Origin of the sequence: Granulicatella seriolae (assembly GCF_024543085.1) — a bacterium.
Lineage (GTDB): Bacteria > Bacillota > Bacilli > Lactobacillales > Aerococcaceae > Granulicatella > Granulicatella seriolae.
The window spans coordinates 159339-182831 of the sequence record NZ_JANHNZ010000004.1; the positions used below are offsets into that span (position 1 = coordinate 159339).

Genomic DNA, 23493 nt, shown 5'->3' on the forward strand with positions numbered 1-23493 from the left:
CCAATTACAAATAAAGTGAGGAATTCTTAATGAAAGCTAGTGAATTACTATCCTACCTTAAAATGAAACAGATTAATGGGGATATCTCTGAACTTGAGATTAATTACTTATCACAAAACTCTAGGGATATTCAAGACGACACACTTTTCTTTTGCGTTGTCGGAGAGACTGTGGATGGGCATAATTATGCAGCAAAGGCTTATGAAGCTGGCGCAAGTCTTTTTGTGGCATCAAAACCAATTGATGATCAAGTTGGTGATAAGCCAGTTGTCTATGTTAAAGATGTGAAGCGAGCGATGGCTATGTTAGCTAATGCCTTTTATGGTTTCCCTAGCCAAGACTTGAATATGTTTGGGGTTACTGGAACCAATGGGAAAACGACAGTGACTCACTTGATTGAGTGTATCTATCGTGGTCAAGGTCAAAAAACAGGCTTAATCGGAACTATCTATCGTAAGATTGACGATCAGATTTTTGATACAGTCAATACCACACCTGATAGTTTGCTTATGCAAGCTACATTGGCTCAAATGGTTGAGGCTGGAGTTTCCATGTGTGCAAGCGAAGTATCTTCGCATGCCCTCTTCCAAGGGCGTACATGGGGCGTTGATTTTAATACGGCTGTTTTCACCAATTTAACGCATGAGCATTTAGAGACACATAAGACTATGGAAGAATATGGAACTGTCAAAAGTCTTCTATTTTCACAACTCGGTAATAGTAGTAAAGGTGGCAGACAACGGTTTGCTGTTATCAATCTAGATGACCCATTTTCCAAAACCTTAGCTTATCGAACTGCAGCTCAAGTAGTGTCGTATAGTTTAGCTAATCAAGATGCAGATTTTTATACCAGTGATTTGAATTATGCCGTAGATGGAACAGAATTTACTCTACACTTTCAAAATGAAGTCTATCCGGTAACCATACCATTGGTAGGAGAATTTAATGTGTCTAATACCTTAGCGGCTTTAGGAGCGGCTTATGTGAATGGGATTGATTTGTCAGCTGCTATTGATTCTTTAAGAGATTTCAAGGGGATTTCTGGTAGAATGCAAGTGATAGCTAATCCATTGGGTATCAATGCTATTGTGGATTACGCACACACGCCAGATGGATTAGAAAAGCTCTATATCGCTTTGAAGCAGATTCCACATAAACGATTGATCACAATGATTGGACATGATGGAGGAAATCGTGATAATTCTATCCGACCAGAATTAGGGCGGCTAGCCTTAGAAAATTCAGATTGGGTTGTCTTAACGACGGAAAACCCAAGGGATGAAGATCCCAGAAAGATTATGGTAGAAATGGTTGGTTCCACTAACTTAACGAATCACGAGTATGTAGAGGATCGTAAGGAAGCCATTTATCGTACGGTAGCATTAGCTGAAGCTGGGGATTTGATTGTGTTTGCTGGAAAAGGGCATGAAAGTGTCCAGTATTTGAATGGGTACTCTGTAGCCTTTGATGAAGCTGGATATGTGGCTCAAGCTTTACAAGAAAGACAAGCCTCAGAAAATGGAGGGAACCTATCATGAATCTAGCCCAAGCTTTATTTATTGTAGCTATAGTTTGTGCCTTAACTCTAATTCTAATGCCATTCTACATCGGCTTTATGAGGGTGAAACAATTAGGGCAAACAACTTTAAAAGATGGTCCAACCTGGCATGAACAGAAATCTGGAACGCCGACCATGGGTGGTGTAGTATTCTTAGCTACAATTTTAATCGGAGTTGTCATTTTTGGATTGGTATATAATACCTTCAACATTAAGTTATTTAATGGTATCTTTATTTTTACCTTTTTTGGTTTAATTGGTTTTGCGGATGATTTTATCAAAGTTTTCCATAAGCAGAATGAAGGTTTAAATAGAAAGCAAAAATTTATTTCACAGCTGATTGGTTCAGCACTTTTCGTGACGCTATTTTTATGGAGTGGTCAAGAACCTTTGATTCATTTGCCATTTATCGGTGATGTGTCAAATGTTCTTATCTTCGCTTTGTTTACGATCATTTGGATTACAGGATTTTCTAACGCGGTGAATTTAACGGATGGGATTGATGGACTAGCAGCTTCTACTAATATTATTGCCTACGGAACCTATGCTTATTTAGCCTATCAATCCAGCCAAACAGAAGTCTTAATCTTATGTTTAAGCGTTGTTGGAGGCTTACTAGGGTTCTTATTCTTCAACCGTAAACCTGCTAAAATTTTCATGGGAGATGTAGGTTCGTTAGCCTTAGGAGCTGGCCTAGCCATCATTTCACTAATGTTGCACCATGAGTGGAGTTTATTAGGTATTGGAATCGTCTTTGTCTGCGAAACAGCTAGCGTTATGTTGCAGGTGGCTTCATTCCAACTAAGAGGCAAACGTATCTTTAAAATGAGCCCTATTCACCATCATTTTGAAATGAGTGGTTGGAGCGAATGGAAAGTTGTAATCATATTTTCTTTAGTAGGATTAATGGGTTCGTTAATGACACTATTTTTTATTTCATAGATGAAGGGTTGAACCTTGAGGAGGAATTTCATGAAACTATATACAGGTTTTGAAAATCAACGTATTTTAGTGCTAGGCTTAGCCAAAAGTGGTGTCAGCGTGGCCAAACTTTTGAATGACTTAGGTGCTTTTGTGACAGTCAATGACCAGAAACCACTTGAAGAAAATCCTCAAGCTCAAGAGTTAGTTGAAGCAGGTATTAGAGTGATTACTGGTAGTCATCCTTTGGAACTTTTTGAAGAATCATTTGCTTGCTTAGTAAAAAACCCTGGTATCCCCTATAGCAACCCAATGATAGAAAAGGCTATAGAGTTAGGTTTACCTGTTTATACGGAAATTGAAGTAGCCTACCGTATCCTTGAAGGCAATTTGATAGGGATAACTGGTTCTAACGGTAAAACCACTACGACAACGATTACGTCAATGATCTTAGCAGAGGAGTTTAAAAATCAAAAAGTTTTTGCAGCAGGCAACATTGGCTTGCCTTTATCTCAATTGGCTGAAACATCAACACCATCTGATTTTTATGTAACAGAGTTATCCAGTTTCCAACTCATGGGAATTGAAGAGTTTAAACCAAAAATTGCTGCTATACTGAATCTTTCTACAGCTCACATTGACTATCATGGAACTAGAGAGGCTTATATAGAAGCTAAATTACGTATTACTGAGAACCAAAAAGAAAGTGATTTTTTGGTTTATAATGCAGATGATGCTGAACTTTCTCAGCTAGTGAAGACTATTTCTGCAGCTAAGCTTATTCCATTTTCTAGGACAAAAGCCTTAACGTTGGGTGCCTACAGTGATGAAGAAAATCTCTATTTCAATGGTGAGAAAGTTATTTCACGTACCTCTATTCAAGTTCCGGGTGAGCAGAATGTAGAGAATATTTTAGCAGCCATTGCCATCACAAAACTATTAGGTGTAAGTAATCAAGCTATTCAAACAGCGGTTGAGGCTTTTAAAGGTGTAAAACATCGAACGCAATTTGTTGCAGAAATAAACAGTCGTCGTTTTTACAATGATTCCAAAGCCACAAATATTACGGCAACACAAACAGCTTTGAGAAGTTTTGGTAATAAGGATATAGTCCTTATCGCAGGTGGTCTTGATAGGGGAAATGGATTTGAAGATTTAATTCCTGATTTAAGTTCAGTAGAAACGATGGTTGTTTATGGACAAACCAAGGATAAACTTAGAGAGGCAGCAGAAACAGCTCATATCCCTACCATTATTCAAGTGGATAAGCTCAACCAGGCCGTTAATCTGGCCTACCAAAATAGCCAAGAGGGTGATATTGTTCTCTTTTCGCCAGCCTGTGCATCGTGGGATCAATACGAAAATTTTGAAATTCGTGGAGATGAATTTATTCAGCTAGTTGAACAGATTGCTAATCTAGAACAATAAAAGAAAGTTACTTTCATTTGGAAGTTGAAAGGTGATTGATTATGAAGATATTATTATCAGGTGGTGGAACTGGGGGGCATATCTATCCAGCTTTGGCACTGATGAACTATATTAAAGCCCAAGACCCTAGTGTCGAATTTCTCTATGTTGGCACGCAAAAAGGATTAGAAAGCAAGATTGTTCCCTCTGCAGGATACCCTTTTCAAACCATCAAAATGCAAGGTTTGAAACGTTCACTTTCTTTAGAAAACTTACGAACTGCCTATTACATGGTAAAAAGTATTTCAGATGCTAAGAAAATGATTAAAGAATTTAAGCCTGATATTATTATCGGAACTGGTGGCTATGTTTGTGCGCCTGTTCTATATGCTGGTGCAAAATTGCATATTCCAACGATTATTCATGAACAAAATAGTGTAGCTGGTGTGACCAATAAATTTTTGGCACGCTATGTATCTAAAATTGCTATTTGCTTTGAGGACGTTCAAAATGATTTTCAAAATGTTAAAGAAAAAATTGTTTTAACAGGAAACCCTAGAGGACAAGAGGTACTAGAAACCGAGCCAAATCATGATCTAATCAATGAATTAGGCTTAAATCCTCAAATTCCATTAGTGGTTATATTTGGTGGAAGTCGAGGAGCACCTAGCATTAACAAAGCATTTGTAGAAGCCTATCCTTTGTTTGATGACAAGGACTATCAAGTTCTCATGGTCACAGGTGAAGAACACTATCCCACCATTGAGCAAGCAATTGCCAGTAAACAAACCAAGTTAAAGAATGTTCATATTTTTCCCTATATGAAAGATATGCCAAGTCTTTTTCAATCAGCAAGTCTTGTGGTTTGTCGCAGTGGGGCAACTACTTTAACCGAGCTAACATCATTGGGCTTAGCTAGTATCTTAATACCAAGCCCATATGTTACCAATAATCATCAGGAATCAAACGCTCAAACCCTGGTTAATCAAGGAGCAGCTCTGATGATTCTTCAAGCAGATTTAACAGGTACTAATTTTATCGATGCAGTGGATGAGCTGATGGCCAAGACAGATTTACGTAATAAAATGGCACAAGCGGCCAAACAACTTGGTATCAATGATGCCAGTGTCCGTTTATGGAAATTAATTCAAGACTTACTTGTCTAAATAACTTTCAGATAAGTACGTACATGAAGGAAATTAGTTAGGAGGCAAGAAGGTGAAAGGAAATAAAAATAAAAGTCATGATAGCCAAGAAACCGGACAGCCTCCACGTGAAAAAACACCTTGGGAGTTGGCTCAGGAACAATCAAATGCTAGCTCTATCAATAATCAGAATAGCTCTACTAAAAAAAATCCTCAAAAAAATAAGCAAGGTACAGTTGTCAAAAAGAGAAGACACCCTGTCTGGACACTACTAATTCTTATATTTTCTGTCATTTTATTTTGGACAATTTATCTGATTTCGCCTCTAGCTAAAGTTCATAGTGTAGTGGTGACTGGCATCAGACAAACTAGTGAAAGTGAATTGACCAATCAATTGGGCATCGTGCCACAAGAAACTATCTGGCAAGTGTTGGCTAGTCAGTCAAAGATTAATCAGCAAGTTAAATCCACATTACCAAAAGTTTCTTCTTTAAAAATAATGGTCCAAGGCATTAACACATTAGTGGTAGAGGTTGTTGAAAATCCAGCAGTGGCTCGTTATGCTAGTCAAGGCAAGTCCTTTGAAATTTTGGCTGATGCCACTTCGATAGAAGTATCATCCCTTCAAACTAGTCAGGATTATCCATTACTAAAGGATTTTACAGATCAAAGTAAAGTAGAAACTCTAGCCAAACAATTAGCCATGGTTGAACCAAACGTATTGGCCATGGTTTCAGAAATTACATATTCAAAAAGCGGCACAAATGCTAACGCTATTCGAATGGATATGAAGGATGGAAGAGTTGTCAAAGCTGACCTAACCAACCTAGGAAGTAAATTGAATTATTACCCACAGATTCAAAAAGAAATTGGCAATCAAAAAGGAATTATTGATATGGAAATCGGCGTTTACTTCACACCAAACCAATAAGTAAGACAGAAGAAAGTTCTTTTGATTCCAAATATTTTTTAATCATGATAAGAATGTTACAAAAAGACTAAAATATAAAATTTTAATGTGGTTTTTTACCTTTAGACTAATAAACTGTGTTAAAATAAAGAGGTATAAACAAATTCATATTTGTTTTGTTAATATGACAAGGGAGGTTTCAATAAACGTGAAAAATCAAGGTATATATGTCAGTTTAGATATTGGAACCACTTCAATAAAAGTAGTAGTTGCTGAGTATGTTAGAGGTCAATTAAACATTATTGGAGTAGGGAATGAAAAATCAGAAGGATTAAGCCGTGGCGTCATTGTTGATATTGACGAAACTGTAGAATCCATCAAAAAAGCAGTAAAGCAAGCTGAACAAAAATCAAACATCTCTATTTCAGATGTTGTTGTCGGAATACCAAGCAATCAAATTTCTATTGAGCCTTGTCATGGGATGATTGCTGTATCTAGCGAAAATCGCGAAATTACTGATATAGATGTTTACAATGTCATCTCTGCTGCAAAAGTTCGTTCAGTGGCACCAGAACGTGAGATTATCTCAGTTATTCCTGAAGAGTTCATCGTTGATGGATTTGATGGCATAAAAGATCCACGTGGTATGATTGGTGTACGCTTAGAATTATATGCGAGCATGATTACTGGTCCTAAAACCATTATTCATAATATCAAACGATGCATTGACAAAGCAGGTTTGAATATTGAAGAGATGGTTATCCAACCTTTGGCCATTAGCCAAGTCGCTATGAGTCAAGGCGAAAGAGAATTTGGAACCATCCTGATTGATATGGGTGGTGGACAAACCAGTGCCTCTGTTATGCATGACAACCAATTGAAGTTTTCTTTTGTTAACCAAGAAGGTGGAGATTTTGTTTCAAAAGATATTTCAATCATCTTGAATACAAGTTTTGAAAATGCTGAACGCATCAAACGTGAATATGGCTACGCCATTGCATCTGAGACATCTGATGATGAATTTTTCCCTGTGGAAACAATAGGGAAGAAAGACCCTGTTAAAGTTGATGAAAAGTACTTAGCAGAGATTATCGAAGCTAGACTAGTTCAAACCTTTGAAACGGTTAAACGTGCGCTGGATCAAGTAGATGCCCTTAAATTACCTGGTGGTATCATCATAACAGGTGGAGCCTCTTCTATGGCTGGTGTTGTAGAGCTAGCTCAATCAATTTTTGGAGTAAGTGTAAAAACATACATCCCAAGCCAAATGGGAATGAGAAACCCAATATTTGCTACAAGTATGGGCCTTATCCAATATGCTTCTTCTTTAGATGAAGTACATCGGATTGCTCAACAAGGCAAACCACAAGCTAAGAAAGTTGTTGCAACTCCAGAAGCAAGTGCTCCTACACGTGAACGTTCATCACAAAGATTTGGAACAACAAATAATAGCCCAACAGATGAATCAATAGTATCGAATGAAACAACTGATGACGCAACAGAAAATAATACTTTTGGAGAAAGAGTGAAACACTTCTTAAAAATGTTTATCGATTAACCTGACAAACCATAGCGTAGAAGTAGTTAAGGAAATAGGAGGAAATAGAATGGATTTTGAATTAGATACGAACTTAGATGGCGCAGTAATCAAAGTAATTGGTGTTGGTGGCGCTGGGAATAACGCAGTAAACCGAATGATCGAAGAAGGAGTTCAAGGTGTTGAGTTTATCGTAGCCAATACAGATACACAAGCTCTTAAAAATTCTAACGCAGAAATAAAGATTCAATTAGGACCAAAGTTAACCAAAGGACTAGGTGCAGGTTCTCTTCCTGAAATCGGCTTAAAAGCTGCTGAAGAAAGCGAAGAACAAATTGCTGCAGCTCTTAAAGGGGCTGACCTAATCTTCGTAACTGCTGGTATGGGTGGAGGTACTGGTACAGGTGCTGCACCAGTTGTTGCTCGTATTGCCAAAGACCAAGGTGCATTAACAGTTGGTGTTGTGACAAGACCATTCAGCTTTGAAGGTCCAAAACGTGGCCGTTTCGCTGCTGAAGGTGTTGCACAAATGAAAGCGAATGTTGATACACTTGTGATCATTTCTAACAACCGTTTATTAGAAATTGTTGATAAAAAGACACCTATGTTAGAAGCTTTCCGTGAAGCAGATAATGTCTTGCGTCAAGGTGTGCAAGGTATTTCAGATTTAATTACAGCTCCAGGTTATGTTAACCTTGACTTTGCTGATGTTAAAACGGTTATGAAAGACCAAGGATCTGCATTGATGGGTATCGGGGTTGCTAGTGGTGAAAACCGTACTGCGGAAGCAACTAAAAAAGCTATCTCATCTCCATTGTTAGAAGTTTCTATCGATGGCGCAGAGCAAATCTTATTGAATATCGCTGGTGGCTCAGACTTAACCTTGTTCGAAGCGCAAGATGCTTCTGATATTGTAGCTGCAGCCTCAACTTCTGAAGTTAACATCATTTTTGGTACATCTATTAATGAAAACTTAGGAGACGAAGTTATTGTTACAGTTATTGCAACAGGGATTGATGATGAACGTAAGGTTGAAAAAAAAACGGTAAGCCGTACTAATCGTTCACCATTCAATAACAATCAACGTAAAGAAATCAGCAATAACCCTCAAACATTCCAAGAAAAACAAGTGCCTAGAACTGCACCTGTAGAAGAAAAGAATGAAAAAGATCTTTTTGGAGACTGGGATATTCGTCGTGAAACGTCAGTTCGTGACACCACATCATCTGTGGATGCTGATTCACCATTTTCATCAAATGAGTTTATTGAACCTCAAGTTGAAAACAAACGTGATGTGGCTGATGATACCTTAGATACTCCTCCTTTCTTTAGAAAAAGAAATCGTTAGGCCTTAACTATGACAGAAATTGAATGGAATGTTGAAAGAATAAAAAGCTCTATTCAAGACGCTTGTCAAGCAGCTAATCGATTAAGAGAAGACGTTCAAGAAATTGTCGTCACAAAAAATAGAACAGTTGACGAAATCCAAGAAATGTATAGTCTTGGATTTCGTCATTTCGCAGAGAATAGAGTAGAAAAGCTGCTTGAAAGACAAGCGGAATTCCCTCAAGATGATATTGTCTGGCATTTGATAGGTCCTTTACAAAGCCGAAAAGTTAAAAAGATTATTGATCAAATCGATTATTTTCATGCCTTGGACCGCATGTCTATCGCTGAAGAAATCAATAAACGTGCGTCAAAAAGAATACCTTGTTTTATTGAAGTTAATATCTCTAAGGAAGAATCTAAGCATGGATTTGAAAAGGATCAAGTTATAAACACTTGTTTGCAACTGCTAGACTATCCAATGATAAAGCTTGAAGGCTTGATGACGATGGCACCATTAAATGCAAGTTCTAGTCAAATTGAAGGATATTTTCAAGAGTTAAGGGAATTGAAAGAAAAGCTTGAACTGGAGCTAGATGACTTGGAGAGTCCTTTATCTTTGAGTATGGGTATGAGTAATGATTATCCAATAGCTATCAGTCAAGGGACCAACTATCTCAGGATTGGAACTGCCTGGTTTACCAATAATAAGAATTAGGAGGATGTCATATGGGCATTTTTCAAAAGTTTACTAATTTTTTACACGAGGATGAAGAGGATTTCAGTCAAATGGATGATTTCCAAGACTATGATTCTAGTCAAACTAGTTCTAGTCAGGAAAATGAAAACAGACAGACTAGTCAGACTAGACAAGGGCATAGGGCTAACAATGTCGTTCCTTTGACAAAAACGGTCAATAGACAACCCTCTAAAATTTTTGTGGTGGAACCCAAGGTATATTCTGAAGTAGAACGCATCTCAGATTCCTTACTTTCTGGTGAGACAGTGCTTTTAAATTTTAGACGATTAGAAGCTGCTGACGCTAGACGAATTATTGACTTTATGGCAGGGATTGCATATGCTATTGGCGGAGATGTACAAAAGGTTCGTGATGGAATCTTTATCTGTTCACCAGCCAATGTTCGTGTCGAAGGTGTATTTGAAGATGAACTGGACCAAGATGGTCTTTATTAAAAAGATGAAAGGGGCGTGATGATGCATGTTATTGTCTATTTTACAAATAATATTGTATGCCATTGACTTGTATTCAATCATCCTAGTAGCCTATGCTTTAATGAGTTGGTTACCAACGGCAAGAACGTCCTCGTTTGGACAATTTATTAGACGACTTGTACAACCTTACCTTTATTATTTTGATCGCTTAATTCCTTCTTTTGGTGGCTTAAGCTTTTCAGTAATGGCAGGTTTACTATTTTTACAATTAGTAAGAATTGGAGTTGTACAGCTATTTACCATGGTTTTCTTTAGATAATATGATTTAGACAGATTGAATTAGGGAGGTGTTAGGAAATGGTTGCCGATCATACACAGCATTTTAGGAGAGAAGAGCAGGCATTTATCGCGACTGTCGAGGGTTGGGTAAGTGATTGCGAGAGTCAATATTCACCAATTTTAACGAATTTTCTGGATCCTAGACAACAATTTATTGTGGAGTCAATCGTTGGCCAATATGATGATATCTCTTATTCTTTTGAGGGTGGTTATCTTGCTGCCGAACGAAAACGAGCGATGATCTATCCTAATTACTATTCACCTACTCAAGATGATTTTCAATTATCCTGTTATGAAATTCAATACCCAAAGAAATTTTCCGAATTAGGACATGGGAGAATATTAGGGTCCTTATTGGGACTGGGGATTGAACGAGATTTGTTTGGAGATATTATTTCTGATGGTGACAACTGGCAGTTCTTTTGTGTCAATAGTATGAAAGAGTACTTGGTACAGCAATTTACCAAAGTGGGAAAAGTTAGTGTCCGTTTAGAAGAGATTCCTTACACGGAAATTTTGAAACCAAAAGACCAATGGGAATTAACACAAACTGTTGTTAGTTCACTAAGGTTAGATACTTTGATCTCAACGGTTTTTAACATTTCTAGACAGCGATCCAAAGAATTAATTGAAGCAAAAAAAATAAAAGTGAATTGGACTGTTGAAGAAAGACCAGATTTTGAATTAGATTTGCTGGACATAATTTCTATTAGAGGATTTGGTCGAATACAAGTTAGGCGTATTGAAGGCCGAACTAAAAAAGATAAAATACGAATGGAAATTGGATTACTCCAAAAAAATTAGAATCAAGAGAGGCTGAAAAACTATGACAATTACACCGATTGATATTCATAACAAAGAGTTCCCAACAAAATTCAAAGGTTACGACCCTGAGTTGGTAAATGATTATTTGGACGAAATCATTCGTTCGATGGAACAGTTGATTCGTGACAATAAAGACCTTGAGAAACGTGCGAAATTCAACGAAGAAAAAGTGGAATATTTTAATAAAATTCAAGAAACCTTGAATAAATCTATTATTGTGGCTCAAGAAGCTGCTGACCGTTTGAAAGAAAATGCACAAAAAGATGCTGAGATTATTTTATTTGAAGCAGAAAAAACAGCAGATTCTATCTTGAAAACTGCTGCTGAAAAAGCAAATCAAATCAATCGTGAAACAGATTCTCTGAAGAAAGAAACCCGTGTGTTTAGACAACGACTACAAATTATGGTTGAATCACAATTGGAGATGATTAAAAACGAAGAGTGGGATACCTTATTAAATAGTCCTTCTGAAGTTGAAATTTCTATTCCAAGTATTGATACTATTAGTAGAAATCGTGCAGTGAAAGCTGAGGAAACCGTTGACGTTGTTGAACAAAGTGACGTTATCGAAGGTGAAAGCAATCCAAGTCTATAATCTTGCTTGATTGTAGCTTGCATTCATCAATAAAATATCGTATTATTTTAGTAGCTCTTTGAAGAGAACACATTGCATTATTCATATTTGTAGCGAGTTAACAATTGGTGCGAGGTTAACAATCCCTGAATAAAACAATATCATCTCTGAGAACTTTTCCCAACAAGATATTCAATAAGAAAAGTCGCTTAAATGGCGTTAACAATTTACAAAAGTTGAGGTCTATTTGACTTCATAAATTTGGGTGGTACCACGATAAACTCGTCCCTTGCGGAGGAGTTTTTTTGTGCATTCGTTTTGTCAGTATTAGATAAGGAGGAATTTTATGAAAATGAAAGATACGCTGCAATTAGGAAAAACTGAATTTCCTATGCGTGGAAACTTACCTGTTAAGGAATTAGATTATCAAGAAGAATGGGCTCAGGCTGATATTTATAATAAACGACAAGCTATCAATGAAGGGAAACCATCATTTATTCTGCATGATGGGCCTCCATACGCAAATGGGGACCTTCATATGGGGCATGCCTTAAACAAGATTTCTAAAGATTTTATTGTTAGAAGTAAATCTATGTCTGGTTTTTGGTCTCCTTACATTCCTGGATGGGATACGCATGGCCTTCCAATTGAACAAGCTTTGGCTAATTCTGAGGGTGTGGATCGCAAGAAAATGTCTGTAGCTGAATTTAGAAAGCTCTGTGAAGAATATGCTTGGCGTCAAATTGACAGCCAACGGGTAGGGTTTAAACGCTTGGGTGTTACTGGTACTTGGGATGATCCTTATGTAACCTTAGATCCAAAATTTGAAGCTGAACAAATTCGTTTATTTGGTAAAATGGCAGCTAAGGGCTACATCTATAAAGCTCTGAAACCAATTTACTGGTCACCATCAAGTGAATCCTCTCTTGCAGAAGCAGAGATTGAATATAAGGATGTTGAAAGTCCTTCTATTTATGTGGCCTTTAAAGTGAAAGATGGAAAGGATCTTTTAGGAGATGATACCTCTTTTGTGATTTGGACAACAACACCTTGGACTTTACCAGCTAACTTAGGGATTGCTGTCAATCCTGTCTTTGATTACGTTCAAGTTGAGACTAGCAAAGGGAAATTTGTTGTCGCAAAAGAATTGCTTTCATCCTTATCAGAACTATTTGAATGGGAAAATGTGAAAGTTCTACAAGAGTTAAAGGGAACAGACCTAGAGTATATGACTGCTCAACACCCATTTTATGACAGAGAGTCTCTTGTCATTTTGGGGGACCACGTTACTATGGACGCTGGTACTGGCCTAGTTCATACCGCTCCTGGACACGGGGAAGATGACTATTTTGTTGCCAAAAAATATGACTTACCAGTTCTTTCACCGGTAGATAATCAAGGCCATTTTACAGAAGAAGCTCCTGGATTTGAAGGGACTTTCTACCTAAAAGCAAACAAGCAAATTTCCGATTTAATGACTGAAAATGGGTCGTTATTGAAATTGGATTATTTTGTTCATAGCTACCCACATGATTGGCGGACTAAAAAACCGGTTATCTACCGTGCAACGCCTCAATGGTTTGCGTCAATAGAGAAATTCCGTCAAGAAATTTTAGATGTGATTGAAAATGACGTTGTTTGGTATCATCCTTCTGGTAAAGTACGTATCTATAACATGGTTCGTGACCGTGGTGACTGGGTTATTTCTCGTCAACGTGTTTGGGGTGTGCCGTTACCAATTTTCTATGCTGAAAATGGTGAGCCTATTCTTGAAACGGAAACTATTGAGCATGTGGCTGCGTTGTTTGAAGAGCATGGATCTAATATCTGGTTTGAAAAAGATGCGAAAGACTTGCTTCCTGAAGGCTATACGCATCCGGCTAGTCCAAATGGTGAATTTACTAAAGAAGTTGATATCATGGATGTTTGGTTTGATTCAGGTAGCTCCCATGCAGGTGTATTGAAGACTCGTAAAGATGCTAGATTCCCGGCAGACCTTTATTTAGAAGGTTCAGACCAATATCGTGGCTGGTTTAATTCTAGCTTAACGACTAGTGTGGCTGTAAATGATTGTGCTCCTTATAAAGCTGTTCTTTCTCAAGGTTTTGTTATGGATGGGGAAGGCAAGAAGATGAGTAAATCCTTGGGCAATACCATTTCACCAGTCAAAGAAATGCAGACTAAAGGGGCAGATATCATTCGTTTGTGGGCTAGCTCAGTTGACTATGAGTCTGACGTTCGTGTAAGTAAGGACATCTTAAACCAAGTTTCTGAAGTCTATCGTAAGATTCGTAATACAATGCGCTTTATGCTAGCTAACACCAGTGATTTTGATCCTAAGACGGCTGCTATTCCTTTTGAAGAGTTGCGTAGTGTGGACCAATATATGTTGGTGAAGTTTGATAAGTTTGTCCAAACAGTTCTTTCTGCTTATGAAAACTATCAATTCTCAACTATCTACCAAAGTGTGATCAACTTCTGTACGGTTGAACTATCTCAATTTTATCTAGATTTTGCTAAGGATGTTCTTTATATTGAAACCAAAGATTCTTATGAACGTCGTGCTATGCAAACTGTTATTTATGATATTTTGGTGAAATTGACCAAATTGCTAACACCAATCTTGCTGCATACCAGTGAAGAAGTTTGGAAACACTTGAAGGAAGAGGAAGAGTTTGCGCAATTAGCAGATTTCCCACAAGCTGTTCACTATGAAAATGAAGAGCAGATTTTGAAACAATGGGCTGATTTTGGACAAGTTCGTGATTTGGTCTTGAAGGCCTTAGAAGAAGCTCGGAATGAAAAAATTATCGGAAAATCATTTGAAGCTAAAGTGACGCTTTATCCAAATCAAGAAACTAAAGAGCTTTTTGATAGTCTAGAAGCTAATATTGCACAATTATTGATTGTTTCGCAGCTAGATATTGCTGAGGTTGGTAGTCAAGTTCCTGAGCAAGCTGTAGCCAATGATAAAGTTGCTGTAGTGGTGGAACATGCACATGGTGAAACCTGTGAACGTTGTCGAGCTATTAAAGAAGAAGTGGGTACAATTGAGGATGCACCAACCTTGTGTCAACGTTGTGCTACCATTGTTAAAGAGCACTTTCCAGAAGCTTTAGTAGCAGAGGAAGACTAATCAAAAATATAAAAGTCGAGCCCATGCAGATGAACTGCTGAGCTCGACTTTTTGTTTATGGAATCTTAGTTGGTTATTAAAATCCCTTTAGTTCTTTTTCGGCCTCGGTTAGTTGAAGGAGATTCTCTCTTAATTCATTTTCCATGGATGTTAATTCAACTTCGGCTTGGCGGCGTTTTTGACGGCCTTCTTGTTGAATGAGTAAGGTTTCTTTTAGGGTTTCGATTAGATCTTCTTGAGTTTTTTGTAGTGTTTCTAAGTCGATTATGCCTCGTTCATTTTCTCTAGCGGTTTCGATGGTAGAGATTTTCAACATTTCTGAATTCTTTTGGATTAATTGGTTGGTCGTTTCAGAAACTTGGCGTTGAGCTGTAACGGCATTTTTTTGACGTAAAAGGGTTAGTGAAATGGCAATTTGATTCTTCCAAAGGGGGATGGCTGTGGTGGTAGAGGATTGAATTTTTTCTGCCAAAGCTTGGTTGGTATTTTGAATCAAACGAATTTGTGGAGCTTGTTGGATGGTCATTTGACGCGTTAGTTTCAAGTCGTGGTTCCGTTTTTCTAAGCGGTCCATAAATTGGTTGAGGTCGTTAACGATTTGCACATCCATTTGGTCGCTGGTTTGTTGTGCTTTTGCTAGAGCAGCAGGAATCAGTGTTTCTTGCAATTCTTGAATTTTTAGTTCACCGGCTGCAATGTAGATGTTTAAGGCATCAAAGAAGTCTTTATTTTTTTGATAAAGTTGTTCTAAAGACAGGTTATCGTTCAAGAGCCCATTTTTTTCTTTGTCTAAGCGAAGTGCAATCTTGTCGACTTGTGCGCCAACTTCTTGGTATTTAGACTGCATTTCGTAAATGGATTTTTTTACTTTGCCAAAGATTTTGCGGAAGATATTTGGGTCTTCTGCTAGTAAGTCTTTTGGATTGGTTTCATTTAGGCGATCCATTAGTTCGGTTAGGGTATCACCGATTTCACCGGTATCCTTGGTTTGAACGTGTTTTAGCATGGAGTTAGAAAAATCCCCAAGTTGTTTTTGAGCTGCAGCCCCATAGCTGATGATAGCTTGCATATTTTTTTCATCAATCTGTTTTGCTAGGGAGCGCGCTTGTTCTTGTCGCTCCTTAGGTAGTCGTTCGATTAAGGTTTGAGTTGTTTCTTTTGTTTGAGCTGCTGGAAAATCTTTAGCCACTTCCTCTAATCCAGGATGTAATACTTGGTCACCAAAAGGGTTGGCTAGTAAATCGTCTACGGTATCTTGTTTTATTGGGTCTGTCATGTGGGTTTCCTCCTTTTTTTAAAAGAGATGGAAAATGGGACTTAGCACCAAATTCCATCCATTTCTGTATATGATTATTTTCTTATGATTAGTAGTCTTCAAATAAAAAGTCATCTTCTTCAAAGACTGGTTTTTCTGTTTGATTCATTTTGCGTTCAACATGCTCCATTTCAATATTGGCATCTGTAAAATCATTTTTTTGGAACTGTAAGTAATCTTCTTCTATTTTAACACAAATAGATTCGATTGTTTGAACAGTTCGGTCTAATGTTTGATAAGTTAATTGAGTTTTGGTCGCATGGTTATTGATTTCTAGATATTTAGCAGTTAATTCATCTAAAGAAGGAAGGTAAGTGTAAAGGAAACCATCAACTTGTGATAGACGAAGCGGTTCTTTTGAAATATCTTTGAAGTAGGTTTTGACTAGAGACAATAGGCCATAGCGTTGTTCAATCGCTTCTAACTTAGTACTTTTCTTGATATTAACCTCAATATGGTCAATGTGTTGTTTGGCTTTATACAGTTGTGTTCTGAAAAAGAATGTTTCTTCTTGCGTTAAGCCTTGTTGGCTATAGAACTCAATTTTTTCATCCGTCAAAACTGGCATGTCATCTTCAGCACTTCTTTGTGATTTCTTTCTTCTCCTGTTTCTAGTGCTCTCTTGGCCTTTACTTCTCTTGGGAAAGAAGAGTCTGAAAAGACCATAAAAAACTAAGAAGAAAGCTGCTATATCTACGATATCATTGCTCCGATAAATCATATTGTTATCAAAGTACAAAAAGAGAAGAAAGGTTAGAATCACAAATATGATGAACCTAAGAATTTTTGAAGATTTTGGTTTCATGTTGTTCACTCCTATACAAGAATTTTACACTTTTATTGTACCATTAAGAGGTGGGTCATACATAGGCCTTAAGAATGATTTCTCATCAGTCCTAGGATTCGCAAGCAGATTCGTGAGGGAGAGAATATTACTATTTGCTTAAAATTCTTGTATTTTGCAGTCAATAGAGTAGAATAAGTTCAAGAAGTTATTGCAAATCATGTTCTATTGATAAAGGAGTGGGTCAAGTGTTTGGTGATTATGTAGAAAAAACGATAGAAGTGGATGAAATTTATCAAGGTAAAATTTTTAATGTAGAAAAATTAATGGTAGAATTGCCAAATCAGGTAACTGCTCAGCGGGATATTGTGCGCCATAAGGGAGCAGTGGCTGTTTTAGTTGAAAAAGATGGCAAGATCTTATTGGTAAGGCAGTTCCGCAAAGCGGCAGAAAGGCACTTGCTAGAAATTCCAGCGGGCAAGCTTGACCACCAAGCTGAGGTACCATTAGATGCGGTCAAAAGAGAATTAGAGGAAGAAACAGGTTATGCTGCTCAAACATGGACTAAGCTCAATAGTTTCTACCCATCTCCCGGCTACTGTGATGAGGTTATTCATCTCTATAAAGCAGAAAATCTAGAAAAAATTGACCAACCACGTCCAATGGATGAAGATGAATTTTTAGATGTAATTTGGGCAGACAAGTCTAAAGTTCAAGAGCTTATTACAAGTCAGGAAATTATGGATTTAAAAACGTTATATGCTCTTGCCATGTATCAACTGGGACACGAAAATAGTTAATGATACTCAAGTCTATAGATAAGGAGGTAAATGATGGCTCCTAAAGAACCAATATTAACGAGAAAAAAATACCGTGAGCACTTAGAAAAAGAAGAGCAAAAGCAAAAACTGAATAAGTTGAAGTTTAAAAAAGAGCTAGATGAAGAGATCCAACCTTATCAAGAGGAGGAAGATATTCAAGCCAAACCCGCTAGTAGGAAAAATTGGCTGTCTTCTTATAACCGTTTCTTAAATGTTTGGATTATTATTTGTCTATTGATACTGGCAGGAATTATTGCCATTCAAATTTTCTTGTAGATAAGCGGATAAAGTAGGGGCTGAGCAATCAGTCTCTTTTTTTGCTAAAATATCCGAGTCTCCATCTTATCGGTCAGAAATAATTACGGTGGCACCGCCGTGAGCCTAGGTCTCACGGTCTTAGCTGTCTACGTGACTGTACATCGGCTAAAGCCGAAACAGTCACTGTGCGTCAGCTATGCTTAGAAACCGTTATTTCTGACCGATAAGGTGGAGACTCTTTGTGTTTTAGAAATCACTCTTAATAATTAGGTATTTTTTACCTAAGCTAATTTTTTACTTCAAAAATTTAGTTAACCTATTGCAATTATTAAATAGTTTGCTAAACTAAGAATAGCTAATTGAGAATCGTTCTCAATTAAATATAAAAGTAAGGAGTAGGCTAATGAAGAAATCTTTGTGGCTCCTTTTTATCTGCCTTCTCTTGTGCATCTTTTCTTTATCGATAGGTGCCAGTGATTTTTCGTGGCAAGCTTTGTTTGAGGGTGATCAAGCCATGAACTTGGTGTTCTGGCAATCTCGTTTACCAAGGACGCTTAGCATTCTATTGGCAGCTAGTAGCATGAGTGTAGCAGGATTACTGATGCAAGCTATCACACAGAATTCATTTGCTGCGCCTAGTACTATCGGAACGGTGGAGGCTGCTAAACTAGGTCTTTTGCTCAGTCTGTTTATTTTTCCCAATACTAGCCTTCAACAAAAGGTTATGATGGCTTTTCTGGTTTCTATGGCAGTTACCTTATTTTTTATTTCATTTGCCAAGAGATTTGCCCTTAAGGAACAATGGATGTTACCTTTATTGGGATTAGTATTCTCAGGTATTATTGGTTCATTTTCATCGATTATTGCTTACCGTTATAACCTAGTCCAAAGCATGTCATCTTGGACACAGGGGAGCTTCAGCATGATTCAAAGTGGTCAGTATGAGTGGTTGTTTTTAGGCTTGGTCATTTTGGTCATAGTCGCTATTAGTGCCGAACGATTTACTATTATTAGCCTTGGAAAAGACATTAGTAATAGTTTGGGCCTATCCTATGATTTCTATGAAAAATTAGCGTTACTGTTAGTTGCGCTGACAACTAGTGTGACGATTATTACTGTAGGAAGCTTGCCATTTCTAGGAGTTATTGTGCCAAATATTGTGCGTCGGTTTAAAGGAGATCATCTTAAACAATCTATTTTTAGTGTAGCTTTAACGGGAATGAATTTGGTTCTGCTTTGTGACATTATTGGTCGCTTAGTCATTAGACCTTATGAGGTTTCGGTTAGTCTAGTCTTAGGAATTATTGGAAGTATTGTCTTTATTGGACTTCTATGGAAGGGAAGTAGCGGCCATGCAAAAGAAATCTAGCCAAATTATTTTAGGCAGTAGTCTGGTCTGTCTTTTGGCAATGAGCATAGCGGCTTACTATTTTTTAGATAATCGTCCCTTAACCGACTATGTTATCGCTGTGAGAAATCAGAAAATGCTTGCTTATATTCTTGTCTCTATGGCGTCAGTTTTAGCAACAATTACTTTTCAAACGGTTATTAATAATCGATTCCTAACACCCAGTGTCTTAGGTTTAGAATCACTCTATGTTTTCTTACAAACTGTCTATTTATTTTTCTTTTGGCAACATTTAGAGAAAGTAGGGCGTAATCCTCTTGTAGAATTTTTGTTGGTCTTAGGTGTTCAGGTTTGTTTATTTCTCGTTTTTCAGTCCTTACTGTCCAAGCTTTTAAAAATAGATTTTACAGTTCTTTTGTTAATGGCTATGGCATTAGGAACTCTGTTTAGAAGTCTTTCTACCTTTCTTCAAGTTCTTATGGATCCCAATGAATATGACAAGCTAATGACCAGATTATTTCCTACTTTTCAAAAGTTTAATAGTGCTATTTTGTGGTTAGCCATTGTGATTGTAATGTTTTGTGCAATATATTTATTGTCTAAGAGGTACCTGCTAGATGTGCTGTTACTTGGAGATCAAAGTGCCATTACGCTAGGGGTAGATGTCTTTAAAGTAAGGAATCGTATGCTGCTTATCACTGTATTGTTGACCGCTACAGTAACAGCTTTAGTAGGTCCGATGATGTTTTTTGGTTTTTTAATTGTCAACCTAACCTATCGCTTGGTTAAGGATTACCGACATCATATTTTGTTTCTTTACGGAACGCTTATAGGATCCATTCTTTTGATTTGTGGACAAGTTCTTATCGAACGAGTCTTTCAGTTTGATATCAATATTAGCATGGTCATTGAATTATTTGGTGGTTTATTATTCTTTTATCTTTTGTGGAAGGAGCGTGTGAAGCAGTGAAATTAACCGGCATCAGTAAAGCTTATCAGCAAGAGCGTGTTCTAGACGAAATTGCCTTAACCATAAAGCCTCAGAGCTTCACCGCCTTCATCGGTCCAAATGGTGCGGGCAAATCAACACTCCTATCCATCATGAGCCGCCTCTTGCAAAAAGATCAAGGTGTGCTAACTATAAAGGGTCAGGAAATAGAAGCTTGGAACTCTTCAGAGCTTGCCAAGGAATTAGCAGTCTTGAAACAGCAACAGCATTACCAAGCCAAGCTTACAGTTGAAGAGCTTGTCAATTTTGGGAGATTTCCCTATTCAAAGGGTCGCTTAACCAATGAGGACAGGGAGCGTGTCCAACAAGCCTTAAGCTATTTAGACATTGAAAATTTACGAAATCGGTATCTGAATACCTTGTCAGGTGGACAGCTACAAAGAGTCTACATAGCAATGGTGTTGGCTCAAGATACAGAATTTATTTTACTAGACGAACCACTGAATAATCTTGATATGAAGCAAAGTATCAAGATGATGAAAACTTTACGGCAATTGGTAGATGATCTGGGAAAAACAGTTATCCTAGTGATTCATGACATCAATATTGCGGCACGATATGTTGATGACATGGTTGCCTTTAAAGGTGGAAAAGTATTCTTTCAGGGGAAGACAAAGGAGATGATGAGAAAGGAAATATTAGATCCGCTTTATGACATGGATATGGTCTTAGAAGAAGTAGCGGGCAAGATGATGTGTATTTACCAATAACAATGCAATAGTGGCACAAATATGATGTCACTTTATATTATAGAGAATAGGATGGGTTCAAATGAAAAAAGTATGGTTAAGCGTTTTTGCTGCCTTAATGGCAATTGTTTTAGTAGCGTGTGGTGGACAAAACGGAAGCTCAGAAAGCAGTTTAGACAACAAAGAGGTAAGTAGTGAAAGCTCAAAAGATGAAACAATGACCATTACAGATGCTAATGGAGAAGTGGAAGTGACAAAGAATCCAAGTAAAGTAGTGGTCTTTGATTTAGCTGTGGTTGATACGCTACGTGCCATTGGTAAAGTTGATGTCGTTGTGGGAGCACCATTGAAAACCGTTCCTAGCTATTTAAGTGATTTGCCAAAGACTATCCAATCAGTCGGTTCAATGAAAGAGCCTGATTTTGAAGCTATTGCCGCTTTGCAACCTCAATTAATTGTGGCATCAGGAAGAACACGTGATTACATTGACAAATTCAAAGAAATTGCACCAACTATCTATTTGCCTATTGATAACAAGGATTATTGGACATCTGTGTCAAAAAATATAAAAACTATCGCAAGTCTATTTGAACAAAAAGAAATTGACCAAGCTAATAACCAATTAGCTGCCTTAGACAAAGAAATCTCAACTATCAAGAAAGCAAACGAAGCAAGTACAGATAAAGCCTTAGCTCTAATGTTAAACGAAGGTAATATGTCTATTTTTGGCGCCAACTCTCGCTTTGCATTTCTCTTCCAAACACTAGGTTTCAAGGCAACGGATGCAGAAATCAAAGATTCAAGCCATGGACAAGAAATCAGCTTTGAAGGACTGAAAGAGATTAATCCAGATATATTGTTTGTCTTGAACCGTACCTTAGCTATTGGGGGAGATGCTTCTTCTGATGATAGTCTTTTGGAAAATGACTTGGTCAAAGAAACCAATGCGGTAAAAAATAAAAAGGTTGTCACCTTAACGTCTGACTTATGGTATTTAAGTCCTGGTGGCTTACAAGGAAGTCAGTTGATGATTGATAATGTGAAAACAATGATGCCTTAAGGGTGATAGAAAAGACAAGAAGGGAATATGCCTCTCTTGTCTTTTTTTCATCTAGGTATCATGGTAGACTAGAAAGTAAGAATACTAGGATTGGAGAATAGGATGACCACTTATCAATTTACACCAGAAACATTTGAAATTTTTAGTGTTAGCGGTTTGGAAGAGCGCATGGCACTTATCACGGAAAGGGTCCAACCCTTATTTCGTTATTATGGAGGTCAGGTTGCTGATTATTGCCAAAGCCACTTACAGGATGACTCAGCCATGCCAGTTCATGTGGCCAAGCATTTGAGGAGAACTAAGTATGCCCCAGATACAACTTGGGTAGCTGTCGGAGGCGATAAACGAGGGTACAAGAAATACCCACATTTTCAGATGGTTTTAAATGGAGACTATGTATTTGTCGGCTTAGCGATTATTGATAACCCAATCTATGAAAAAGAAATTGCTAAAAGCTTTAGTAAGAAGATCAAGTTCTTTCAATCTTTGCCCCAAGACTTTGTTGTGATACCAGACCATACTGATACGGCATATATTGAGCAGAAAGACTGTGATTATAAAGAAGTTTTTGAAAGATTGGAAAAGGTTAAAAAAGCTGAGTTTATGATTGGTCGGGTTCTAGATAAGCAGACGGCTATTAAAATGACACAAGAGCAGGTGGGGAAATGGGTATTGGAAACTGTGGATTACTTGTTGGAGCCATATAGGGAAGCTATGAGTTTTTATGAAGAATTAGGCAGATAATAATCAAGTAGCAAAAGAGGAGTTATAGAAATACACTTTGTCATCAGCAATGCAAGTGACTAGGTGGTATCTCTATAGTTTGTTTTTAACATAAATATGTTTCGATGGAGATTAATAAAGATTTTTATCTAATTTTTTGCATAGCCATCTAAAGAATATGTCACTTAAATCATGATAAACTACTGCAAAGATAAACCACCAAATTACGATAGTATCAAATATTGTTTGGTGGAATAGTCGTGGGATTAACAAGTCTTTTCTTTTAAAAATGATCAAATGGTAGTTAAATGAGTTTGGAAGAGTAACTCTAAGCATATACATTGTAATGATAATACCAAGGGTTAATCTTAAAGATTTAAACCAAAGAGATTTAAATATTCCAGAATATTCTTTTGTAAACTTTGCATAAGGTTGGTACCTTTCAAAGGGCATTAAGAAAATTACAGATAAAAGAAAAATATAGAAAAAATGATCTGATTCAATTCTTCATGAAAAGTAGGGATCAAAATGTTTATTTACATCCATAGGTTCAGTAATGTAATAGATGAATAAAATGATGCAGAGGGGGATAATTAATATATAGTATTTGTTTTTTTCAAATCTTAAACAGGTTT

At 37.3% G+C, this 23493-nt stretch carries 22 protein-coding genes and 1 other annotated feature; of the genes, 20 read left to right on the plus strand and 2 right to left on the minus strand.

Annotation, left to right across the window (positions count from 1 at the left end):
* Positions 1 to 29 precede the first annotated feature (29 nt).
* From NPA36_RS05900 to ileS, 13 genes are all read left to right on the plus strand, one after another.
* Complete coding sequence (locus NPA36_RS05900; protein WP_256945194.1) at positions 30 to 1538, plus strand: UDP-N-acetylmuramoyl-L-alanyl-D-glutamate--2,6-diaminopimelate ligase; 1509 nt, start codon at positions 30 to 32, stop codon at positions 1536 to 1538.
* Complete coding sequence (mraY, locus tag NPA36_RS05905) at positions 1535 to 2500, plus strand: phospho-N-acetylmuramoyl-pentapeptide-transferase (protein WP_256945195.1); 966 nt, start codon at positions 1535 to 1537, stop codon at positions 2498 to 2500. Before NPA36_RS05900 ends, mraY begins: the two co-directional genes overlap by 4 nt.
* Positions 2501 to 2530: 30 nt before the next feature.
* Entirely contained in the window at positions 2531 to 3907 is a 1377-nt protein-coding gene (gene murD / locus NPA36_RS05910) for a UDP-N-acetylmuramoyl-L-alanine--D-glutamate ligase (protein WP_256945196.1), read from the plus strand.
* Positions 3908 to 3948: 41 nt separating this feature from the next.
* On the plus strand, positions 3949 to 5052 hold the full coding sequence (gene murG, locus NPA36_RS05915; RefSeq protein ID WP_256945197.1) for an undecaprenyldiphospho-muramoylpentapeptide beta-N-acetylglucosaminyltransferase: 1104 nt from the start codon (positions 3949 to 3951) through the stop codon (positions 5050 to 5052).
* A 52-nt stretch (positions 5053 to 5104) separates the two neighbouring features.
* Positions 5105 to 5962, plus strand: coding sequence for a cell division protein FtsQ/DivIB (locus tag NPA36_RS05920; protein ID WP_256945198.1), 858 nt, complete (start codon positions 5105 to 5107; stop codon positions 5960 to 5962).
* 187 nt (positions 5963 to 6149) lie between these two features.
* Entirely contained in the window at positions 6150 to 7499 is a 1350-nt protein-coding gene (gene ftsA, locus NPA36_RS05925) for a cell division protein FtsA (RefSeq protein ID WP_256945199.1), read from the plus strand.
* A 49-nt stretch (positions 7500 to 7548) separates the two neighbouring features.
* Positions 7549 to 8826 carry a cell division protein FtsZ gene (gene ftsZ / locus NPA36_RS05930; protein WP_256945200.1) on the plus strand — a complete coding sequence of 426 codons (1278 nt, stop codon included), beginning with the start codon at positions 7549 to 7551 and terminating at the stop codon, positions 8824 to 8826.
* Between the two features lie 9 nt (positions 8827 to 8835).
* Positions 8836 to 9522, plus strand: a complete 687-nt coding sequence (locus tag NPA36_RS05935) for a YggS family pyridoxal phosphate-dependent enzyme (protein WP_256945201.1) — start codon at positions 8836 to 8838, stop codon at positions 9520 to 9522.
* Positions 9523 to 9533: 11 nt separating this feature from the next.
* A complete protein-coding gene (locus tag NPA36_RS05940; protein WP_256945202.1) occupies positions 9534 to 9998 on the plus strand; it encodes a cell division protein SepF in 465 nt (154 codons plus the stop codon).
* Between the two features lie 25 nt (positions 9999 to 10023).
* Positions 10024 to 10296 (plus strand): YggT family protein, encoded by a 273-nt coding sequence (locus NPA36_RS05945; protein ID WP_256945203.1) that lies wholly within the window; start codon positions 10024 to 10026, stop codon positions 10294 to 10296.
* 38 nt (positions 10297 to 10334) lie between these two features.
* Positions 10335 to 11120: a YlmH family RNA-binding protein gene (locus NPA36_RS05950; protein ID WP_256945204.1), complete on the plus strand. Its 786-nt coding sequence runs from the start codon at positions 10335 to 10337 to the stop codon at positions 11118 to 11120.
* A 22-nt stretch (positions 11121 to 11142) separates the two neighbouring features.
* The gene (locus tag NPA36_RS05955) at positions 11143 to 11736 is read left to right on the plus strand and encodes a DivIVA domain-containing protein (RefSeq protein ID WP_256945205.1); all 594 of its coding nucleotides are present in this window, start codon (positions 11143 to 11145) and stop codon (positions 11734 to 11736) included.
* Positions 11737 to 11785: 49 nt separating this feature from the next.
* Positions 11786 to 12008 (plus strand) — a binding site (T-box leader).
* Between the two features lie 53 nt (positions 12009 to 12061).
* A complete protein-coding gene (ileS, locus tag NPA36_RS05960) occupies positions 12062 to 14851 on the plus strand; it encodes an isoleucine--tRNA ligase (RefSeq protein ID WP_256945206.1) in 2790 nt (929 codons plus the stop codon).
* 76 nt (positions 14852 to 14927) lie between these two features.
* On the opposite strand, the gene NPA36_RS05965 is transcribed toward ileS, so the two are convergent.
* Together NPA36_RS05965 and NPA36_RS05970 are read right to left on the minus strand one after the other, a co-directional pair.
* Positions 14928 to 16127 (minus strand): toxic anion resistance protein, encoded by a 1200-nt coding sequence (locus tag NPA36_RS05965; protein WP_256945207.1) that lies wholly within the window; start codon positions 16125 to 16127, stop codon positions 14928 to 14930.
* 88 nt (positions 16128 to 16215) lie between these two features.
* On the minus strand, positions 16216 to 16971 hold the full coding sequence (locus tag NPA36_RS05970) for a 5-bromo-4-chloroindolyl phosphate hydrolysis family protein (protein WP_256945208.1): 756 nt from the start codon (positions 16969 to 16971) through the stop codon (positions 16216 to 16218).
* A gap of 227 nt (positions 16972 to 17198) precedes the next feature.
* On the opposite strand from NPA36_RS05970, the gene NPA36_RS05975 reads away from it, so the two are divergent.
* The 7 genes from NPA36_RS05975 to NPA36_RS06005 all read left to right on the plus strand — a co-directional run bounded on the left by NPA36_RS05975 (position 17199) and on the right by NPA36_RS06005 (position 22879).
* Complete coding sequence (locus NPA36_RS05975; protein WP_256945209.1) at positions 17199 to 17750, plus strand: NUDIX hydrolase; 552 nt, start codon at positions 17199 to 17201, stop codon at positions 17748 to 17750.
* A gap of 33 nt (positions 17751 to 17783) precedes the next feature.
* Positions 17784 to 18047 carry a hypothetical protein gene (locus tag NPA36_RS05980; RefSeq protein WP_256945210.1) on the plus strand — a complete coding sequence of 88 codons (264 nt, stop codon included), beginning with the start codon at positions 17784 to 17786 and terminating at the stop codon, positions 18045 to 18047.
* Between the two features lie 385 nt (positions 18048 to 18432).
* Positions 18433 to 19398 carry an ABC transporter permease gene (locus NPA36_RS05985; RefSeq protein WP_256945211.1) on the plus strand — a complete coding sequence of 322 codons (966 nt, stop codon included), beginning with the start codon at positions 18433 to 18435 and terminating at the stop codon, positions 19396 to 19398.
* Positions 19382 to 20347: an iron chelate uptake ABC transporter family permease subunit gene (locus NPA36_RS05990; RefSeq protein WP_256945212.1), complete on the plus strand. Its 966-nt coding sequence runs from the start codon at positions 19382 to 19384 to the stop codon at positions 20345 to 20347. The genes NPA36_RS05985 and NPA36_RS05990 overlap by 17 nt, the downstream gene beginning before the upstream one ends.
* Positions 20344 to 21096 carry an iron ABC transporter ATP-binding protein gene (locus tag NPA36_RS05995; RefSeq protein ID WP_256945213.1) on the plus strand — a complete coding sequence of 251 codons (753 nt, stop codon included), beginning with the start codon at positions 20344 to 20346 and terminating at the stop codon, positions 21094 to 21096. Before NPA36_RS05990 ends, NPA36_RS05995 begins: the two co-directional genes overlap by 4 nt.
* A 61-nt stretch (positions 21097 to 21157) precedes the next feature.
* Positions 21158 to 22135 (plus strand): siderophore ABC transporter substrate-binding protein, encoded by a 978-nt coding sequence (locus tag NPA36_RS06000; RefSeq protein ID WP_256945214.1) that lies wholly within the window; start codon positions 21158 to 21160, stop codon positions 22133 to 22135.
* 102 nt (positions 22136 to 22237) lie between these two features.
* Entirely contained in the window at positions 22238 to 22879 is a 642-nt protein-coding gene (locus NPA36_RS06005) for a DUF1054 domain-containing protein (protein WP_256945215.1), read from the plus strand.
* Positions 22880 to 23493 lie beyond the last annotated feature (614 nt).

Excerpts from the sequence above, each read along its gene's own strand:
- NPA36_RS05900 (WP_256945194.1), top strand. The coding sequence starts at position 30 with ATGAAAGCTAGTGAATTACTATCCTACCTTAAAATGAAACAGATTAAT.
- mraY (WP_256945195.1), top strand. The coding sequence starts at position 1,535 with ATGAATCTAGCCCAAGCTTTATTTATTGTAGCTATAGTTTGTGCCTTA.
- murD (WP_256945196.1), top strand. The coding sequence starts at position 2,531 with ATGAAACTATATACAGGTTTTGAAAATCAACGTATTTTAGTGCTAGGC.
- murG (WP_256945197.1), top strand. The coding sequence starts at position 3,949 with ATGAAGATATTATTATCAGGTGGTGGAACTGGGGGGCATATCTATCCA.
- ftsZ (WP_256945200.1), top strand. The coding sequence starts at position 7,549 with ATGGATTTTGAATTAGATACGAACTTAGATGGCGCAGTAATCAAAGTA.
- NPA36_RS05935 (WP_256945201.1), top strand. The coding sequence starts at position 8,836 with ATGACAGAAATTGAATGGAATGTTGAAAGAATAAAAAGCTCTATTCAA.
- NPA36_RS05940 (WP_256945202.1), top strand. The coding sequence starts at position 9,534 with ATGGGCATTTTTCAAAAGTTTACTAATTTTTTACACGAGGATGAAGAG.
- NPA36_RS05945 (WP_256945203.1), top strand. The coding sequence starts at position 10,024 with ATGTTATTGTCTATTTTACAAATAATATTGTATGCCATTGACTTGTAT.
- NPA36_RS05950 (WP_256945204.1), top strand. The coding sequence starts at position 10,335 with ATGGTTGCCGATCATACACAGCATTTTAGGAGAGAAGAGCAGGCATTT.
- NPA36_RS05955 (WP_256945205.1), top strand. The coding sequence starts at position 11,143 with ATGACAATTACACCGATTGATATTCATAACAAAGAGTTCCCAACAAAA.
- ileS (WP_256945206.1), top strand. The coding sequence starts at position 12,062 with ATGAAAATGAAAGATACGCTGCAATTAGGAAAAACTGAATTTCCTATG.
- NPA36_RS05965 (WP_256945207.1), bottom strand. The coding sequence starts at position 16,127 with ATGACAGACCCAATAAAACAAGATACCGTAGACGATTTACTAGCCAAC.
- NPA36_RS05970 (WP_256945208.1), bottom strand. The coding sequence starts at position 16,971 with ATGAAACCAAAATCTTCAAAAATTCTTAGGTTCATCATATTTGTGATT.
- NPA36_RS05980 (WP_256945210.1), top strand. The coding sequence starts at position 17,784 with ATGGCTCCTAAAGAACCAATATTAACGAGAAAAAAATACCGTGAGCAC.
- NPA36_RS05985 (WP_256945211.1), top strand. The coding sequence starts at position 18,433 with ATGAAGAAATCTTTGTGGCTCCTTTTTATCTGCCTTCTCTTGTGCATC.
- NPA36_RS05990 (WP_256945212.1), top strand. The coding sequence starts at position 19,382 with ATGCAAAAGAAATCTAGCCAAATTATTTTAGGCAGTAGTCTGGTCTGT.
- NPA36_RS06000 (WP_256945214.1), top strand. The coding sequence starts at position 21,158 with ATGAAAAAAGTATGGTTAAGCGTTTTTGCTGCCTTAATGGCAATTGTT.
- NPA36_RS06005 (WP_256945215.1), top strand. The coding sequence starts at position 22,238 with ATGACCACTTATCAATTTACACCAGAAACATTTGAAATTTTTAGTGTT.